The sequence below is a fragment of the Streptomyces boncukensis genome (genome assembly GCF_011045075.1).
Lineage (GTDB): Bacteria > Actinomycetota > Actinomycetes > Streptomycetales > Streptomycetaceae > Streptomyces > Streptomyces boncukensis.
Genome location: NZ_JAAKZZ010000034.1, coordinates 11647 through 27807 on the forward strand (window position 1 = coordinate 11647; position 16161 = coordinate 27807).

Annotated in this window: 23 protein-coding genes; 20 read left to right on the forward strand and 3 right to left on the reverse strand. The window is 71.4% G+C overall.

Going from position 1 to position 16161, the window contains the following annotated elements; translation table 11 throughout:
- Positions 1-12: 12 nt before the first annotated feature.
- From G5C65_RS05660 to G5C65_RS05680, 5 genes are read left to right on the forward strand one after another with little or no spacing between them, the layout of a single operon-like run.
- The gene (locus G5C65_RS05660) at positions 13-999 is read left to right on the forward strand and encodes a hypothetical protein (RefSeq protein ID WP_165297506.1); all 987 of its coding nucleotides are present in this window, start codon (positions 13-15) and stop codon (positions 997-999) included.
- Complete coding sequence (locus G5C65_RS05665) at positions 996-1430, forward strand: hypothetical protein (protein ID WP_165297507.1); 435 nt, start codon at positions 996-998, stop codon at positions 1428-1430. Before G5C65_RS05660 ends, G5C65_RS05665 begins: the two co-directional genes overlap by 4 nt.
- On the forward strand, positions 1427-1807 hold the full coding sequence (locus tag G5C65_RS38395) for a DUF6283 family protein (RefSeq protein WP_206441271.1): 381 nt from the start codon (positions 1427-1429) through the stop codon (positions 1805-1807). Before G5C65_RS05665 ends, G5C65_RS38395 begins: the two co-directional genes overlap by 4 nt.
- Positions 1804-2430: a hypothetical protein gene (locus G5C65_RS05675; RefSeq protein ID WP_165297508.1), complete on the forward strand. Its 627-nt coding sequence runs from the start codon at positions 1804-1806 to the stop codon at positions 2428-2430. Before G5C65_RS38395 ends, G5C65_RS05675 begins: the two co-directional genes overlap by 4 nt.
- On the forward strand, positions 2427-2717 hold the full coding sequence (locus G5C65_RS05680; protein ID WP_165297509.1) for a hypothetical protein: 291 nt from the start codon (positions 2427-2429) through the stop codon (positions 2715-2717). Before G5C65_RS05675 ends, G5C65_RS05680 begins: the two co-directional genes overlap by 4 nt.
- 18 nt (positions 2718-2735) lie before the next feature.
- On the opposite strand, the gene G5C65_RS05685 is transcribed toward G5C65_RS05680, so the two are convergent.
- Entirely contained in the window at positions 2736-3023 is a 288-nt protein-coding gene (locus G5C65_RS05685; protein WP_165297510.1) for a hypothetical protein, read from the reverse strand.
- A 924-nt stretch (positions 3024-3947) separates the two neighbouring features.
- Complete coding sequence (locus G5C65_RS05690) at positions 3948-4193, reverse strand: hypothetical protein (protein ID WP_165297511.1); 246 nt, start codon at positions 4191-4193, stop codon at positions 3948-3950.
- 277 nt (positions 4194-4470) lie between these two features.
- On the opposite strand from G5C65_RS05690, the gene G5C65_RS05695 reads away from it, so the two are divergent.
- The 7 genes from G5C65_RS05695 (at position 4471) to G5C65_RS05725 (ending at position 9270) form a co-directional block, all read left to right on the forward strand.
- Positions 4471-4845, forward strand: coding sequence for a hypothetical protein (locus G5C65_RS05695; RefSeq protein WP_165297512.1), 375 nt, complete (start codon positions 4471-4473; stop codon positions 4843-4845).
- A 120-nt stretch (positions 4846-4965) separates the two neighbouring features.
- Positions 4966-5997, forward strand: a complete 1032-nt coding sequence (locus G5C65_RS05700; protein ID WP_165297513.1) for a hypothetical protein — start codon at positions 4966-4968, stop codon at positions 5995-5997.
- A gap of 58 nt (positions 5998-6055) precedes the next feature.
- Entirely contained in the window at positions 6056-6910 is an 855-nt protein-coding gene (locus G5C65_RS05705; RefSeq protein WP_165297514.1) for a hypothetical protein, read from the forward strand.
- Positions 6911-6948: 38 nt separating this feature from the next.
- Positions 6949-7356: a hypothetical protein gene (locus G5C65_RS05710; protein WP_165297515.1), complete on the forward strand. Its 408-nt coding sequence runs from the start codon at positions 6949-6951 to the stop codon at positions 7354-7356.
- A complete protein-coding gene (locus G5C65_RS05715) occupies positions 7353-8594 on the forward strand; it encodes a hypothetical protein (RefSeq protein ID WP_165297516.1) in 1242 nt (413 codons plus the stop codon). Before G5C65_RS05710 ends, G5C65_RS05715 begins: the two co-directional genes overlap by 4 nt.
- A 5-nt stretch (positions 8595-8599) precedes the next feature.
- The gene (locus G5C65_RS05720) at positions 8600-8854 is read left to right on the forward strand and encodes a hypothetical protein (RefSeq protein WP_165297517.1); all 255 of its coding nucleotides are present in this window, start codon (positions 8600-8602) and stop codon (positions 8852-8854) included.
- A 161-nt stretch (positions 8855-9015) separates the two neighbouring features.
- Positions 9016-9270, forward strand: a complete 255-nt coding sequence (locus G5C65_RS05725; RefSeq protein WP_165297518.1) for a hypothetical protein — start codon at positions 9016-9018, stop codon at positions 9268-9270.
- 79 nt (positions 9271-9349) lie between these two features.
- Here the strand turns inward: G5C65_RS05725 and G5C65_RS05730 are convergent, their stop codons facing one another.
- The gene (locus G5C65_RS05730) at positions 9350-9637 is read right to left on the reverse strand and encodes a hypothetical protein (protein ID WP_165297519.1); all 288 of its coding nucleotides are present in this window, start codon (positions 9635-9637) and stop codon (positions 9350-9352) included.
- Between the two features lie 188 nt (positions 9638-9825).
- Between G5C65_RS05730 and G5C65_RS05735 the strand changes: the two genes are divergently transcribed.
- The 8 genes from G5C65_RS05735 (at position 9826) to G5C65_RS05770 (ending at position 16107) form a co-directional block, all read left to right on the forward strand.
- A complete protein-coding gene (locus G5C65_RS05735) occupies positions 9826-11352 on the forward strand; it encodes a hypothetical protein (RefSeq protein WP_165297520.1) in 1527 nt (508 codons plus the stop codon).
- 32 nt (positions 11353-11384) lie between these two features.
- A complete protein-coding gene (locus G5C65_RS05740; RefSeq protein WP_165297521.1) occupies positions 11385-11888 on the forward strand; it encodes a hypothetical protein in 504 nt (167 codons plus the stop codon).
- A gap of 221 nt (positions 11889-12109) precedes the next feature.
- Entirely contained in the window at positions 12110-12460 is a 351-nt protein-coding gene (locus G5C65_RS05745; RefSeq protein WP_165297522.1) for a hypothetical protein, read from the forward strand.
- A 25-nt stretch (positions 12461-12485) separates the two neighbouring features.
- On the forward strand, positions 12486-13136 hold the full coding sequence (locus G5C65_RS05750) for a hypothetical protein (protein WP_165297523.1): 651 nt from the start codon (positions 12486-12488) through the stop codon (positions 13134-13136).
- Positions 13137-13149: 13 nt separating this feature from the next.
- Positions 13150-13803 (forward strand): hypothetical protein, encoded by a 654-nt coding sequence (locus G5C65_RS05755; RefSeq protein WP_165297524.1) that lies wholly within the window; start codon positions 13150-13152, stop codon positions 13801-13803.
- 130 nt (positions 13804-13933) lie between these two features.
- Positions 13934-14932 carry a DUF6884 domain-containing protein gene (locus G5C65_RS05760; protein ID WP_165297525.1) on the forward strand — a complete coding sequence of 333 codons (999 nt, stop codon included), beginning with the start codon at positions 13934-13936 and terminating at the stop codon, positions 14930-14932.
- Positions 14929-15633, forward strand: coding sequence for a hypothetical protein (locus G5C65_RS05765; protein ID WP_165297526.1), 705 nt, complete (start codon positions 14929-14931; stop codon positions 15631-15633). Before G5C65_RS05760 ends, G5C65_RS05765 begins: the two co-directional genes overlap by 4 nt.
- A gap of 78 nt (positions 15634-15711) precedes the next feature.
- Positions 15712-16107 carry a hypothetical protein gene (locus G5C65_RS05770; RefSeq protein ID WP_165297527.1) on the forward strand — a complete coding sequence of 132 codons (396 nt, stop codon included), beginning with the start codon at positions 15712-15714 and terminating at the stop codon, positions 16105-16107.
- The last annotated feature ends 54 nt before the right edge of the window (positions 16108-16161 follow it).

Consider the following 16161-nt stretch of genomic DNA (forward strand, 5'->3'; position numbering starts at 1 on the left):
AGAGAGCCCGCCGTGAGCCACGAGCAGCAGCAGCCGGAGCGCAAGTCCGGCTGCCCGCCGCACGAGTTCGGCAACGCCCTGGTCTGGCGGTGGTCGAAGCAGATGCCGCGCACGTTGAAGGGCGGCTTCCTGACGATGCTCTACGCGCTCCGAGCCATGGTGACGGCGAGCGGCGAGACGCGCTTCTCCGGCGACGGCAAGCCCATCCGCATCCAGGACATCGCCAAGGCCGCCGGGTGCCGGGAACAGGACGCCCGCCGCTACCTGGACGCCGCGATCCGCGCCGGCGTCGTCATGACCGTCGGGGAGCGCCGCCGAGGCCGCCCGACGGTCTACCGGCTGCTGCTGTGCCCCCGACCGGACTGGGCGGGCGCTGCCGACTATCTGAAGGCCACCGCCCGCCCTCGGAAGACCGATGAGGACGACGGAAGTTCGGGCCACAGAGGCACGAACTCCGAAGGGGGCGAAGTTCAGGCCACAGAGGCACGAACTGACGGTGAGGAAGTTCGGGCCACAGAGGCACGTACGGGTTCGGGCCACAAAGGCACGAACGGTTCGGGCCACAGAGGCACGAACAACCCAGGGGTTACCCAGGAGAGAACCCAAGAGATGGCTGGTGTAGTACCGCAACCAGAGGAACGCGCGGGCGCGCGAGCGGCGGACGAGTCGACCCAGCCGGAGGAGCCCGAAGCGCGACAGTGCCCGAACTGCAAGACGGGCCGCATCGTCCGCCCGGACCGCGACCGCTGCGGCGGCTGCCTCCGGGAAGCGCAGACGGGCGTCCAGGGCGCGTTCCTGCTGCCGCTGAACGGCGGGGGCCAGGACGCTCCCCGCAAGCGCCCTGAGCGCGTGCCGTGGCCCAAGGAGGACCCGACCGCCCCGCGGCGTACGTGCGGATGCGGGCGCGAGTACCGGCTGCGGGACTCCGAGCAGTGCCCGACGTGCCTGGTCGCCGCCGAGGAGCAGAGACGGGAGCTGGAAGCGGTGAGGCACGGGTGAACCCCGACTTCCTGCCCGAGATCGGCCGGGTGCTGCGCGACATCGCCGCGTACACCGCCCGCAACGAGATCACCGACCAGACGCTCGCCGATCTGGCCGACGAGCTGGAGCGCGCGGTTCACCTGGTGCGGTCGGCGCAGGGCAAGACCCCGCCGGCGAACCGCTGCTCCCGGCACCCCGGCGGTCCCGTCGATCCGACGGCCGACAACGGCTGCCTGCTGTGCGGCGCCGCGCAGCGCCGTCCGGCCAGCCCGATACCCGAAGGCGTCGAGCTGGGCGAAGTGCTGCGCGCCGTCGCCGACGACGGTCACGATGCGGCGGCAGCACGGTACGGGGCACAGGCCGTCGCCCGGGCGCTGGCGATCGGCACCCGCCACTCCTCGAAGCCGCGAACTCGGCGGCCCGACACCGAAGGAGAAGCCACCCGATGACGAACGAAACAGTGCCGCGCCGCCGGTTCCCGTATGTGCGCTGCCCGTGGAAGCGCGAGACGCCTCCCGGGGAGTTCAGCGCCGAACGGTACGAGGCGCTGAAGTGCACCAGCGAGCAGCCCGACGGCATCGAACCGGGCCTGAGCGCGCCGATGTTCGCCTGCCACAAGACCGACGAAGGCGCCGAAGAGGCGTGCGCCGGGTGGCTCGCCGCCGTCGGCCACCGGCACATCGGCGTGCGCCTGGCCGTCGCGCACGGCCGGCTCGATGCTGCGGCCCTCCGCCCGGGCGAGGGCTGGCCCGAACTGTTCGACGCCTACGAGGAGATGGCCGCACACCAAGGACGCCCGCGCGAGGGGAAGGAGCCGCACCCATGACAACCACCGACCCGCGGCCAGCGACCGGCCAGGATGCCGCAGCCTTGATCCACTACACCGACCCGCGCATCACCGCGCTCGCCGCGGCCGGGTACGCCGACTCCGTTCTGCAGGACGGCCGTCCCTGGCACGACCTCGACTGGCACGAGCAGCACGCGTGGCGCACCGCGGCCCGCGACTGGCTCCGCGCCGCCGTCGCCGTCGGCCTGCTGCCTCGCGTGATCCCGTCCACCGGTCAGGCCCTCGCCGCTGTCCCCCTCGATGTGCATCCCGCCGACGGCCGGCCCCGTACCGGCAGCCGGGGCCGGGCCGCCACGTTCCGCGACGCCGCCAGCGCCATCGACCCCGACGTCTTCGGCTGGGGTGGCCCCGACCACCACGACGCATGGCGGGAGGCGCAGAAGCGGCTCCACGAGATCGCTGCCGAGGAAGACGCCGACCAGGCCGGGAGGCTCGACCATCCCGACGCGATGGCCGCCGCGCTCGTCCGTATCGAGACATGGGCGGACCACCTCGACGACCAGGTGCAGCGCGAGACCCGCGACATGGCGCGGCAGCATCCCTTCGCCGAGGTGCTGCGCCAGCTTCTCGATCCCGCCGCCAACGGCGAGGACCCGCTGTGAACCCCGGACAGATCGCCTTCTTGATCGCGCTCGGAGCGATCGGCGGGTACATCGCCGGACGCGCCCGGGCCGGCCGCCGCCTCGTGGACTGGGCCGACGAGTCGGCGGCCGGGCTCCCTGTGTGGCACTGGCGGTTCCTCACCGCCGCGGCCGTCATCCTCGTCGCCGTCGCCGGGGCCTGGCTGCTCCACCCACGGCGCACCGCAGCCCGACGTGCAAGCCGCGCCGAGGACACGCTGACCACCCCGCTCCCTGGCTGGAAGCAGCGCGGAACTCCGGGTCCGTGAAGGCCGTACCATCCTCCGTCACCGCGCGAGCACGACGCGCGCCTGCGCGGCCATGGACTTCCCCGACCCGATGGGACCGACATGCACGACGGACACGGCCCGGACAGCCAGCAGGACACGTCCGTACGGCCACCGGCCAGCGGCGGCCTGGTCAGGCCGGGCACCATTTGGACAGACCCGGGAGAGCGCCCGGACGGTGTCCGTGTCGAGTATCGGGCGCGCGTACCCCGGCACCTCGTCGGCGCTGCCTTCGCCGAAGCCCTCGCGGCGATCGAAGGGGCCACCCGCCCGGACACGGGCGGACACGTCCCGGACGGGGCAGGACAGCAGCCGGACAGGACTGGCTCCACCAGCGACGACAGCGCCCGGACAGCACCTCCGGGCGATCTCCGCCGATGATCCCGGCACGGCTCGCGCTGCCCTCGCCAAGATGGCCGCCGCCTTGCACCCGGTAGTCCAGGTCATGGCCCGGCAATTCACTATGCCGTCGCAGCGGCCGGCCCCGTTCTCCGGCAGCTCGCCGAGCGCCTGCGCGCCGCGCGCACATGTGCCATCGAAGTCTGAGCGATCACTCTGGGCCTGCCGATCCGCGTGGGCCACACAGTGGGCTCAGGACAGATCGAGCGGGAGCCAGGAGCCCGCAGCAGCCAGCCCCGCATCCGTGACCGACAGCCGCCGCCCGTTACGGCCCGGCTCCCAGCGGAGCCCGCGCGGAGAACCCTCGTATTCAGGTACAGGCTCCAACTCTCCGAGGGCCACCAAGTCCGCACCTAGCAGCGCCGCCAAGGTCTGCGCGCGGATGGTCTGCTGGAGGCGCCACGGTCGCCACGGATCGGCAGGAACTTCGCCGACGAGACCTACGAGATGGCCGCTGCGGGTGGGCACAGCCCAGGCCGGGAACCGCTCCCCGGGGACGCGCCGTCGGGAGATCGCGATAAGGGTCTCGCTGGGGGAAGTGTCGAAAGCCATGGAGTGAGCATGGCGTCCGTGGCCAGGCCGGTCCGCTCTCGCAGTGCACACGGCCGGTGATCTGTCTCACGCATGCGCCGCCACTCAGACTTCGATGGCACTCGCAGAACGCCACAAACGAACAGGTGTTCCAATGGGGGTTCCGGCTCGCCCCTCCGTCGTGTTGACTCCCCTCCCGTACGGCGGCCCGTGACGGGGCCGCGACCGTCCGCGACCCAGCCGCCACCGGAGGAAGCTATGACGCCAGCGACGGCTCCCCGCTCACTTCTTCGCGTCGTCGCCTTGGCGTCGCTCGTGAAGGTCGGTCCGGGCGCCCGGGGTCAGCTTCCGTTCACGGAAGAAGCACTCCACTTCCGCCCAGAGCCACAGCCGCACGCGGCCCCGCTCCCAGATCGTCTCGGGGAAGGCGTCGTCATCCTTGGCGATCTGCCGAATTCGAGCGGGGGTCAGACGCGGCAGCCCGGCCGCCGCCATGAGGTCTGGGATCTCCGGGATGGAGCAGATCACCGGCCGCTCCTGGCCGTGAGCCTTCCGAACCCCTGTGGGGGAGCCGGACATACCGCCATCCTCTCACAACCTGTTTGCGCAACTAGCGAAAACAGGTAGCCTTCTGATCGCTACACCTGTGCCCCGAAGCCGTAGTCGCACACGGCTGCCAGGGCAACGGACAGCGGCGGCCCGGAAGTCGCATTCCGGGCCGCCGCGCAAACCCCCGGTCACCTCGTAGTCGCACACGGGTGGGCCGGGGACGCCAGAGACCTGCCTCTACAGGGAGCCCTAACGCATGGGTCACTCTACTGATCTAAAACCGGCGTCGTCGGCGGTCAACGCGGACAGCACGGACACCTCGGACTTCGCCGAGACCGTCGCTCACGTCCTGTCCCGGCTCGCCGACCACTTCACCGACACGCGCCCCACTGAGCCGATGGAGCAGAGCACCCTGCTGGTCGGCATCTCCGCGCAGGCGTACACCGTCTGCGGACGAAGCATCGGCAGCCGCGCCGCGCACATCGCCCGCGCCGCGCTGAGCTGCGCCCCGGCGCAGCCCGACGGCATCACTCGCGGTGAGTACGCGCTGCACTTGCGTCGCACCCTCGGCACCGAGCCGACCCTCGTCGGCTCCCACGCAGCCGGCTCCGCCAAGCCCGAGTCGAAGTAGCGGCTCCCAAGGCGCGCGGCACCGAGTACGCCCGCTGTACCGCGCCTCCAGAGCGGCCGGACTCGTCTCCCCCGCGGGTCCGGCCTACCTCCCGTTTCGCACCACCCGAGAGGCACACCGATGCAGTCCGAGGAGATCGACCAGCCGCGCGTCCCCGGGGTCCGGTACCGCAAGGAGACCCGACAGCGCGAGGAGGTCGTCGAGATCGACGGCCAGCCCGAGCCCCGCACCGTGGAGTACACGGTGTGGGTGCCGATCCCGCCCCGCGACTGGGACCGGATCATCGTCAACGTCCTGACCTGCGCGGCCGTCGTCGTGACACTCCTCGCCGTCACCGGCACGACCGCCAGCATCGGCACGCTCCTGGCGGCTCTCATCCCCGCGCTCATCGCGTACAGCGTCGCGCTGATCTTCGACGTCGTGTGGCTCGCGTGTATCGCTGTCGAGTGGCTGGAGCGCCTTGACCCGGCCCGGGCCAGGGCTGCGCGCATCGCCGGATGGGTCTCCCTCGGCATCTCCATGGGCGCTGTCGTGGCCTTCGGCCACCACCACAACGAGACCGTCGCCGGCGTCGTCGGCTCGATGGTCTCGCTCCTCGCGAAGGGCCTGTGGGTCTTCGTGCTGCGCTACCACGCTGTTCCGCTGTCGGAGTCGGTCGCGTTCTGGCTGAACCGGCGCCGCCAGAAGGCCGCCGCGTCCGTCGCCCTGGCCAAGCAGATGCGCCGCCTCGACGCGTACGACGCGTACATGCTCGCGGCGTTCGGTCCCGAGGCCGCCCGCGCCCGCCAGATCACCACCCACGCCGCGCCGGCCCTCGGACAGGCTCCGGGCACCGTCCCGCATCCGGTGTCCGACCAGGCCGGCGCCCAGTCCGAACCGCCTGCCGCGCCGGACCCGGACAACGGCGGACAGGACCAGGACAACGGCGTCCCGGACACCGAGGACGAGACGGTCGTGCGCTTCGAGAAGCCCGCGAAGGCCGACACCATCCGTGCCGCCCTAGCCGAGGACGCCGCGATCAGCGAAGAGGCACTGCTCGCGAAGGTCATCGCCGTCCACGGAAAGCCGGACACCGAGAGGGAGCAGCGCAAGCTCGCCGACACGGTGCGCCGCACCCGCCAGCGCATCGAGAGCAAGTCCAAGGCGTCATGAGCATCGGGACGCCCCTCCTGGCCGCTGCCGCTTCACGCCGTACGGAAGGAACTGAACGGTGGACCTGCGACCCCGCGCGCTCCTCGGGCGACTCCACGACCTCGCAGACCGGATCGACCCCGACGGCCAGCCCAGCGATGACGACGAGAAGCAGGAGCTGGACACGGCCTCGGACGAAGCGGACAGCGAGCCGGACCCCGCCGCCACGAGCACGGACAGCGTCCCGGACACTGAGGACGACGCCCCGAGCAAGTCGGTACGAGGTAGCCGCCTGCCCAACTGGTGGGAGCCGAACAAGGGCGAGCTGGTCGACGTCACGAAGGAAGAACGTCCCGCTCCCGACCCCGCCCCGGCGAAGGACCGGGAGCCGTGCGATCACCCCAACCCGCACGCAGTCCACGCCCGGCCCACCGGCGAGCTGGTGGCGTACTGGTGCGAGGAGTGCGAAACCCAGCTCGAAGTGCTGGAGGCGGATGACGAAGAGAGCGCGGACGGGGACCAGGTCCCGGCCAAGCTCCGCGACCGCTGGCGCCGCCGAGGCTCCGGCACGACGATCTACCAGCGGCCGGCGTACCACGACGACAAGCCCGCCCCGAAGCAGAGCCTCATCCAGTGGTGGCTCAGCATCGACGCCCCGACGCGCTGGCTCGCCTACAACGGCGTCGCGCTCGGCACCGGCTTCTACCTCGGTGTGCCTCAGTTTTTCCAGGCCGAGACCGCGTATCTCGTCCACGCCTACGGCTCGTGGGCGGACTGGCACGTCTTCCCCTGGTACGGCATCGCCGTCGGCATCTGGATGCTCGACCACCGCACCCGCGGCTGGTTCCCGCCCTTCGCGCTCGCCGCCCGTGTGCCCCTGATCTCCATGATCGTCGGCTGTCTGCTCTACGGCTCGACGGACCTGGTCCTGTAGCTCGCCTCGACCGCCCGCTCTCTGCCAAGGACTCCTTGATGAACAGCCTGTTGGGCACGCTCGGCCCCTTCGGTCTTGCCTTCCTCCTCACCGTCGTCCTGGTCGTCGGCACCCAAGGCGGCGGCAAGATCAAGCCGCTGGGATGGGGATGGACGCTCGTCCTCTCGCTGATCGCTGGCGCGTCCTACGCTGCGGCTGGCTGGCCGTTCTCCCTGGTGAAGGGCATCGTCAACGACCTGCTTGCTCTGGCCGACAGCGTGATGCCTGGCCTCACGCTCCCCGCGCTCGGTCTGTCGATGGTCGCCGTCATCCTGTGGAAGAAGCTCAGCACACGCGGCGTCGCCATGATGGCCATTCCGTTCTTCTACATCGCGTCCAGCGCGGACGGCGGTCTCGGCGTCCTCGCCGACAAAATCGCCCTGGTCGCACAGCAGTTGGCGTCATGAGCCATGCTGCGCACCTGTACCCGGTCCCCGACCCGGACGACGAACCGTCGCCGGGGGACAAGGTCGCGCCTGTCGACACCGAGCAGGCCGGCGACGTCGGCGAATCCGACGCTGACAACGACGAGGTCGAGGACGTCGACGGGGAGCCGCGTCGGCGCGCTCTCACCTTGCCTGACTTGAGCCCGTACTACGACGTGCGGCCTCTCGCGGAACTGGGGCCGCTGGCCGCCGCTGTCGCTCGCCGCAGCGGCCCGCCCCTGCGGCGCGGCGTGGCCTGCGTCGGGCGTGCCCTGGCCCGCGTCGGGCGCGTGATCGCCGCCGGTGCGCTGTGCCTGTGTCGTGGCCTGTGCCTGCTCCTGGTCCTCTTCGTCTCCTGGCTGTCGGGCCAGGTCGGAAGAGGAGGCAGTATCCCGGCCCGCCTCGCCATCACGACGGGCGCGCTCTACGTCCTGGCGACCGCTCCCGCTCAGCACCCCGCCGTGCCGTACGCGATGGCCGCTGGTTTTCTGCTCGCGCTGATCGCCGCCGGGACTGGGCGAATTCCCGAGCCCGGCAGCAAGAAAAAGGGAAAGAAGCTGGGGGAGAAGGGAAAGCCCACGGGCGAGAACAGCAAAGGCGATGCCGCCGCCGAAGCCACACCCCCGGAAGGCGAGGATGCGGAAAAGGACGGGGTGGAAGACGCTACCCGCGCCCGCCTCTTCGGCCGACTCAGGGGCGCGAGGAAGAAGCGGGAGGTGCCCCCCGGCGAGGCGTGCGACGGCTCCCCCGCACCGGTCGACGAGACCACCCCGGAGGTCCCCGTCGAGCCTCCGCTGACCGCCCTCATCCGGCGCGAGATCGGGGCCGAAAACGGGGTGCACCTGGCCGACCTCCGGCCAGCCATGCGATTGGCCCTCCCGGGCCTCGCCGAGGCCACGGATAAGGAGCTGCGGGAGGTGCTGGAGGGGGCCGGCTGGGACCCCTCCAAGACCTTCCGCGCGAGGGGCCACGCCGGCCGGGCTGGAGTGCACCGGAATCAGCTCCCGCCGCTCCCCTCCCCTGACTCTCCCCAGGAAGGTGCCGAAGACCGCTCTCCGGCCTCCGGAGAGCGGCCCCGACCTGCGAACTCTTCGGAAGCGGAGAACAGCGGAGAGCGGACCGGAGAGTGGTCCAACGAAGACCGGAAGCGGGGTTTCCGGATGGTCCGAGATCCTGAACGCGGCCCGTCAGCCTGGAAAGTCGAGCACCATAAGGGGTGATCTGAATGGAGGGGGTCGTGATGTACCGCTACCGGTGCGTGCAGTGCCGCACGACGTCGCCGCCGGTACTCACCCGCGCCGCGCTCGCGCAGGAGCGGCAGAGTCACCGAATCCTGGTCCACGGCGGCCACATCCCGGACGGCGAGCAGATCGAGAAGCCGCCGCGGTTCTCATTCTTCGACCTGCCGCGCGAGCAGCAGATCTTCGGCACGCTCCTCGTCCTCGTGATCGTGGTCGGCATCCTCATCCGCGTGACATAGATCGACGAGCCCTCGGCAGAGAAAAGGGCCGCGCATCAATTCAGGTGCGCGGCCCTTCGATATTCGCCCGCATAATACGGCGCCCGAATGTACGGGGCATTGGAATTCACCTAGAATGAAATGGAAGTAATCGAGCTAAACGAAGGAATAGGGAGCCGGAAATGAGCGAGCAAATCCTGAGCGCCGAGCACGCCGCGATCAACCAGGTGGCATGCCAGATCGTGCGCCTTCTCGACGACTCCCGCGAGCTGATTCCCGGCCCCGCCTCCGAGCTGATCTGGGAGACGCAGGAGATGCCCATCGAGGAGGCCGGCGCCCGCACGCTCCGCGTGACCGCCGACTTCGGCGGCGAGCTGGTGGACATCGACGTCGCGATGAACTTCACCGTCCGGGGCACTCGCGGCTACGACGACTGACCGTCCGCCCGAAACAGCGGGAGGGGTCGCACACGACTACGTGTGCGACCCCTCCCGCCATGCGGGGGCTCCCCGCCGATCAGGAGTTGATGGACTTCACGGTTGGCTTCCTCTTCGGCTTCACGCCGTACTCCGTGGCGATGCCCTTCACGGTCTGTTCGGTATACGGGGTGAACTCGGAGAACTTGCGCTGCGAGAGGCCGGAGGCGGCCAGCTCCTCGGCGAGCACCCTGCGGTACTCGTGACGCAGCCGCTCGGCCTCCTCGGCGGCTTCCTGCATGGCCGCCTCCGCGTCCTTCATTCGCTGGGACGGCTCGTAGGCGCCCGGCTCTCGTTCTTCGTCGGGTGTGTTCGGGTGCGCGGTCATACCCCGAGTATTCCACAAGCGGTTTTGGTAAACGCATTGCCCGTCGAGGAGTGCGAGGCTCGCCCAGTGGCAGCGGGCGCGCGGCGGTGGGGCTCTAACCTGCGAAAATACATATCCAAAATGGATTTTCCAAAGCTGTCTTTGGGTAGAATGGGAGTGAACAACCCACTCACCAAGAAAGGGCAGAGATGTCCGACTCTGAGAGCTACGCACAGCGCCTCGCGGGCCAGTCCCAACTGACCGCCGCCGCGTTCCACTTCGGCGAGATCGTCGCCGAGACCGACGCCCGCCGCGAGGCCCGCGCCGAGCTGAAGATCCACCGCTTCGACAGCACCACCGAGGCCCGTGCCGCGTGCGACCGCGACGAGGTCGCCGACGGCGACGTGCTCGTGGTCGACTCCGAAGGCGTCGTCGGGTTCCTGGTCGTCGCCCTCCCCGCCGCCATCACCGAGGAGCGCGGCGAGTTCGGCCAACTGCCCTCCCCCGCGCACGAGTACGCGGACGGCAGCTACGCCGACAGCGCCCACCTCGCCGAGTACCAGGCCCGCGTGCTGGGCGCTCCGGTGCGCATCGAGCACGCCTCGCCGGCGATCCTGGCGCACCGTGCGGACACGGTCCTGGTCGACACCGGCGACGAACGTGCCCACTACGCAGACCCGTTCGCCGATGTGTCGCTGTGCGAGGAGCGCCAGAGCCGCGGCCTGGAGGAGAGCGAGGCCGCCGACCGCAAGCCGTGCGCGTCCTGCCGTGCCCGTGCCCGTGACCGGGCCGCGTCGCGCGAGGCCGCGCTGCGCGCCGAGGAGGAGGCCGCAGCCCAGGAGCCGGCCCGGCCCGAGGTCGCCGACCCGGGCACGCACACCTTCGACAGCTCGGCCGAGGCGTACGACGCCTCGCAGTGCCGCGATGACATCCGAGACGGCGACGTGCTCGTGGTCCCGTCCGAGGGCATCGTCGCGATCCTCAACCGCGCCTGGCCCGCCGCCCTGACGACCGCGCACGGCGAGCTGCACACGCTGACCGCAGCGGCCGACGCCATCGAGGGCGGCCGGTACAAGGCGAGCGTCGAGGCCGCCATGCAGGCCGCTGCCCGGCTAGACGTGGAACTGGCCCCGCTGCACCGGCCGGTCGAGCCGTACGCGGCCGGCGACCGCTTCGTGTGTGCCGACGGCTCGACGCGCACCGTCGACGCTGCCGAGCGCGGGCGCGACGGGCACCTGTGGCTGCACACCGCCGAGGGCTCCGCCTGGCGCGCGGACCGCTGCGAGAAGGTCGACGTCTCCCGTGTCGACGAGGCCCGTGCGGCAGCCCGGCGGGCCGCTGCGACGTTGCGGAACGCGACGCCGCCCGCCGCCGATGAGGCCGCCGTCGCTATCCGCGAGCTGGGCGAGGCCCTGCGCTACCTCGCGCAGGCGTCCCCGGCCGCGCTCGACGACCTGAGTGCCGAGTGCACGCGCCGGATCGTCGCCGAGCTGCCGCGGCTGTCCATCGTGCCCGGCGACATCGTCCACATGCTCGGCGCACGGTTCCACGTCCTCGACACCGGCGTGCAGGACGCCCACGGCGAGAAGCCGCGCTGGTGGGCCGACGTGCACGGCGTCGACGAGGCGGACCGCCGCGCGACGTACCGGGCTCCGTGGCGCGCCGCCATCGCCGTCGAGCACGCGGCGTGGGACCTGCTGACCGTTGAGCGCCTTGCCCCGACGCAGCCGTTCTGACCTGCACCAACCGACAGGAGAAGAGGATCAGCATGTACGAGGTCACCATCGAGCACCCCGGCTTCGACGAGGAGCCGCTGTACTCCTGCAAGGACGGCGGCGAACTGCGCAGCCTGGTCTACGGCGTGCACCGGGCGCAGGGCCAGGAGGTCACCGACCACAGCGAGGCCATCGCCGAGATCGGCGCGCTGCGCTCCCGTGCGGAGATCGAGGGCGTCGGCGTGCTCGACGTCGGCGCGGTGAAGGTACGGGTCAAGCCCGCCGAGTACGGCACGTGGACGTGCGAGGGCCACGAGAACCTGTACGCCGGGCTCGGCGAGTCCGTGACCTGCGACGGGACGTGTGTCGTCCGCCCACGCTTCGACCGCCAGGCGCAGATCGACCTATCCCTGGCGCTCGACGACGCCGAGCTGGACGCCTCCGGCGGCTGCGGCGCGTGCGGGCTGGAGGCCGGGCAGATGTGCGCCGACTGCAAGCGGTGCAACTGCGACCGGCACGACGGATGCGAGCGGCCGGCGGCCGAGCCCGCGCGGTAGGCCGCCGGACAGTCCAGGACGCCCTGTCCTCCCTGGTGGGGGGCAGGGCGTCCTGCTGTCCGCACGGGCTGTCTGGCCGGTTGTCCGGGGCCGTGCCCGGGGCCTGCGCTCTTTGCCAACCCTTTGCGTACCCCAGATTCCAAAATGGCTTTTCCAAAGTTGACTTTGGGTAGGATTTTGAATGTAACACCCCACCACAAAGCAACGCGAAAGGGAGCGGCATGAGCGCCACGGACACCACCACCGAACCGGCCAGGTGCCGGAAGTGCCGTCGGCCTCTGCGCAACGCGAGCCCGGACGGACTTGGCCCGAAGTGCCGCCGGAAGGTGCGCCGCGCGAACCGCGAGAACTCCGGCCGCTACCAGGGCTGGCAGGTCGCCAAGGCGGCAGAGGCGCTGGAGCTGGGCGCGGTCGTGCCGCTCCGCAAGACCAGCCGCACCCGCGTGTTCCTCGTCGTCAGCGACGACGGCAGCGAGATCTACCGGACTGCCGCCTCCGGCCAGTGCAACTGCCCGGCCGGCCTGCGCGGCGTCCGCTGCTACCACGGCGCGGCGGCAGCCGCCGCGGCCTGACCGAACTCCCAGGGAGGACAGCACCATGAACGGCCACACGAAGGCAGCCACCCGCGCACGCCTCCTCGGCAAGCTGGTCCGAGGCCGCGCCAACGGCCACCCCCGGCGCCGCGCGCTGCTCGCCGCCGCCCGTCACCTGCACGACACTGCCGCAAACTTCCTCGACGCCGCCGACACCGAGAAGATGCCCGAGACCGCCGACGCCTCGATCCGCGCTGCGTACCGCGCGTTGATGAGGCCCGGCACCGGCGTACCCCTCGCGCTCCTGCACTACGTCAGCGATCCGGTCACCGGCTACCGCACCGAGCTGCCCGAGCTGGACCTGATCCACCCGACGTTCCGCTACCGGGCGCGCGAGCTGCGCGCCCGCCACCTGTACGTAATCGAGATGGGCCACCTCGACAGCCACGACGAGGACGTGGTCCTGGCGGCGCTCGGCGCGCTGTGCGACCTGCACCGCGAGTGGGACCAGCTCACCGAGGACGCCCGCGACGAGCTGAGGCGCGACCGCACCCGGCCCGTCGTCTACCGCGCGCACGACGGCCAGCGGTCCGCCGAGCATCTGCGCGGCCACCTCACCGTGCTCGACGGAGTCCGCGTCATCGCCTCGCTCGACGTGCCCGAGCACACCGCGCCCGGCGACATCTGGCAGCTCATCAACCAGGCCGCGGCCTGACCCAGGAGGACCCATGTTCCGCGAGAGCATCACGCACCCCGGCGGCACGACCGAGGGCACCGCCAGCGAGCAGCACGCGCTGACCACGCTGGCCCGCGCCCTGCGGCGCGGCTACGCCATCGATCTCACCCTCGACGGCGGCGCGGCCATCGGGTGGACCGCGCACCGCTTCGGCCCCGGCGAGACCGTCGTCAGCGCCCCGCGCTCGATCACCTTCGCCCCCGAGCTGCCGGTCGGCCGCGCCCTGACGGACGCCACCTGCGACGACCTGCTGCTCGTCCAGTCCAGCGACGCCACGTACGACCCGCTGAATCGGGTCTTCACCGGCGGGATCTGGCGCATCCCGCAGGCGGCGACCGCCCGGCTCCGGGCTCGCGGCTTGGTCGTCGTCGACGAACGCAACCGCGTCCGGCCGAGCCTCACGGCCCGGATCGGGCTGTTCGCCCGCGACCACCGCACCCGGACCACCGAGCCGGGCGGCTGGTTCTACCCGGCCGGCGGCGGCGCGCGGCGGTACTCGGCGGCCAGCGTCGCGATCTGCTCGTGCGGCTTCGCCCGCCACGGCCACGACCGCGCCGATGCCCGGCGGCACATCACCGGCCATCGAACCGAGGTCTCCGCCGAGTTCGTGCGCGACCTGACGGCCGCAGCCCCGGCGACCGCCTGAACGGCCCGGACACGCACCGGACATGTCCACGGACGTGTCCGGGCGCTGCCCGGACAGTCGGCCGGACACCCCGCGCCACCTGCCCGGACAGCGTCCAGACACACCCCAACTCACCGACGGAGGACCCCAGATGGCCACCGCCAAACCCACGGCCCGCACCGGGCACGTCTACGTGATCCCCTGCTCCGGGAAGAAGCTCGACCACGCGGCCCCGGCCCGCGAGCTGTACCGGGGCTCGTACTTCCTCACCTGCTGGCGGGCCGCCGCCGCGTTCGCCGGGGACGACGACCTGGTCCTCATCCTCAGCGCCCGGCACGGGTTCGTGACGCTCGACCAGGTGCTGGAGCCGTACGACGCGAAGTACGGGAACCGGTCGGCGGTGTCCGACCGCGTACTCGCCGCGCAGGCCCGCCTGTTGGGCATCGAGCACGCCCGCGAGGTCACCGTCCTGGCCGGCGCCGCCTACGTACGTGCCGTCCGTACGGTGTGGCCGCACGCGCAGGCGCCGCTGACCGGACTCAACATCGGCAAGCAGCTCCAGCTCCTCAACGACCTGCGTGGCGCGGCCGAGATGGAAGAGTTGCAGCGCAAGTACGGCCGCGCCCCGGCAGTCGAGCAGACCCCGGAGCCCGCCGCCCACCCGGTCGACGAGGTCGCCGAGCACGGCCCGCTGTACGAGCTGCCGTATGACTACAAGCAGACGGCGCGCGACTTCACCGTGACCGTCGCCGGTCCGGAGCGGCACGACGGCGAGAAGCCGTACACGTACCTGGTGAAGGAGTACAGCACCGCGCTGGCCTGGGCGAAAGTCTTGGCGTGGTTCATGGTCGAGCAGGAGACCCCGGACGCGCACGTGGTCGCCTCCGAGTCGTTCGAGGGGGTGCCCGAGCCCGGGTGCGGGTACTTCTGGACCGACCTCCGCCCGGAGTTCGCCCGGCAGGAAGCGCTCGACGACCTCGCGGACCAGGCGGCCGAGTGCGTCACCGAGTTCCAGTCGATGACGTACGGCATGACCCGCGACGGCGCGGTGCTCCCCGACCGGCAGGCCGAGTACGACCAGGTCCGCGATGCGGCGGCGGTCGCCGCGTGGCCGCTCGTGCAGCGGATGGCCGAGAACGACGGCCGATGAGCGACAAGCAGCGGGCGCACGCCCTCCAGTGGTCGGCCGGGCAGGCGGAGCTGGTCGCCGCGGCCGACGCCGGGCAACTCCGGTACGGCCAGGACGGTGTGCTCCGCGAGCATCCCCAGCCTGGGCAGGCCGGGCGCACCGTCGCGGACGGCCGCCTCGTCCCGCTGCTGCGGGCCGGGTTCCTCACCCGCGACGGCGAGCGCGTCGCCGTGACTGCCGACGGACGGGCCGCGGTGCGGCTGTGGCGTCGGTGGCGGCCGGCTCCGGTCGAGCGGGACCGCAGCGAGGAGCGGCAGACGCCGCTGCGGCCACTCCTCGGCGGGGAGGAAGCCGCCCGTCGGGCCACAGCAGCGGCCGAGGACGAGCGGCGAAGGGCCGCCGAACGGGACGACCTGTACTCGGCGCTGGAGCGGCTGCACGCCTGGGAGGCGCGGGACGACCGCTTGTGGGAGGTGTGGGCGAGGGTGCAGGGCATCACCTACCGGCTCGGCCGGCGACGCCCTCGCGGCTGGGTGCCCACCGCTGAAGAGATCGCCAAGCACTTCATCGCCCAGGAGCTGGTCGACGAGCTGCGCGCCGATGCCGAGTCCCCGCAGGAACGGCCGGAGGTTCCGCACACGCCAGCCCTGCGGTCCCGGGAGCTGCCGCCGCTTCCCGCCGCGCCTGACGCGGCCGAACAGCTCGACCTCTTCGCCCCGTGACGGGCGTCCGTGAACATGCTTCCGCGCCTGCCTCTGCCGGATAGCCTGACCGTACCCAACAGCACCAAGGAGCCGACCATGGGAGCCATCCAGGAGCCCACGACAGCGATGGGGCCGTACCGGACCGAGATCCGCGGCGAGTCGTTCTACCTCACCGTCTACGGCCCCACCGAGACACTGGGGGCGCGGCGCGTCGACCGCCACGCCCTGAGCGTCCCGGCCGCGCACGCACCGCACATCCTGGCGGCCCTGGAGCAGGTCACCGCGCACAAGGGGTGGAAGGACTGGAACGGCACGCCCCGCACCGGTGCGGTCACCGTGACGCGGGAGGGCGACGACTTGATCCTCCGTGTTGACGAGCCGGTCTACCCCCAGGAGTGGAACGACGAGGACGGTGCGGACACGTCCCTGTCCACCGAGATCGCGTACTGGGACGTCGACGACCTCCGGGAGCAGGTCGCGCGCTACGCCTGATCCGGCGCGCACGACGGCGAAGGCGCCCCGCACTCTGCTTGAGTGCGGGGCGCC

Excerpts from the sequence above, each read along its gene's own strand:
- G5C65_RS38395 (WP_206441271.1), top strand. The coding sequence starts at position 1,427 with ATGACGAACGAAACAGTGCCGCGCCGCCGGTTCCCGTATGTGCGCTGC.
- G5C65_RS05675 (WP_165297508.1), top strand. The coding sequence starts at position 1,804 with ATGACAACCACCGACCCGCGGCCAGCGACCGGCCAGGATGCCGCAGCC.
- G5C65_RS05695 (WP_165297512.1), top strand. The coding sequence starts at position 4,471 with ATGGGTCACTCTACTGATCTAAAACCGGCGTCGTCGGCGGTCAACGCG.
- G5C65_RS05700 (WP_165297513.1), top strand. The coding sequence starts at position 4,966 with ATGCAGTCCGAGGAGATCGACCAGCCGCGCGTCCCCGGGGTCCGGTAC.
- G5C65_RS05710 (WP_165297515.1), top strand. The coding sequence starts at position 6,949 with ATGAACAGCCTGTTGGGCACGCTCGGCCCCTTCGGTCTTGCCTTCCTC.
- G5C65_RS05715 (WP_165297516.1), top strand. The coding sequence starts at position 7,353 with ATGAGCCATGCTGCGCACCTGTACCCGGTCCCCGACCCGGACGACGAA.
- G5C65_RS05720 (WP_165297517.1), top strand. The coding sequence starts at position 8,600 with ATGGAGGGGGTCGTGATGTACCGCTACCGGTGCGTGCAGTGCCGCACG.
- G5C65_RS05725 (WP_165297518.1), top strand. The coding sequence starts at position 9,016 with ATGAGCGAGCAAATCCTGAGCGCCGAGCACGCCGCGATCAACCAGGTG.
- G5C65_RS05730 (WP_165297519.1), bottom strand. The coding sequence starts at position 9,637 with ATGACCGCGCACCCGAACACACCCGACGAAGAACGAGAGCCGGGCGCC.
- G5C65_RS05735 (WP_165297520.1), top strand. The coding sequence starts at position 9,826 with ATGTCCGACTCTGAGAGCTACGCACAGCGCCTCGCGGGCCAGTCCCAA.
- G5C65_RS05740 (WP_165297521.1), top strand. The coding sequence starts at position 11,385 with ATGTACGAGGTCACCATCGAGCACCCCGGCTTCGACGAGGAGCCGCTG.
- G5C65_RS05745 (WP_165297522.1), top strand. The coding sequence starts at position 12,110 with ATGAGCGCCACGGACACCACCACCGAACCGGCCAGGTGCCGGAAGTGC.
- G5C65_RS05750 (WP_165297523.1), top strand. The coding sequence starts at position 12,486 with ATGAACGGCCACACGAAGGCAGCCACCCGCGCACGCCTCCTCGGCAAG.
- G5C65_RS05755 (WP_165297524.1), top strand. The coding sequence starts at position 13,150 with ATGTTCCGCGAGAGCATCACGCACCCCGGCGGCACGACCGAGGGCACC.
- G5C65_RS05760 (WP_165297525.1), top strand. The coding sequence starts at position 13,934 with ATGGCCACCGCCAAACCCACGGCCCGCACCGGGCACGTCTACGTGATC.
- G5C65_RS05765 (WP_165297526.1), top strand. The coding sequence starts at position 14,929 with ATGAGCGACAAGCAGCGGGCGCACGCCCTCCAGTGGTCGGCCGGGCAG.
- G5C65_RS05770 (WP_165297527.1), top strand. The coding sequence starts at position 15,712 with ATGGGAGCCATCCAGGAGCCCACGACAGCGATGGGGCCGTACCGGACC.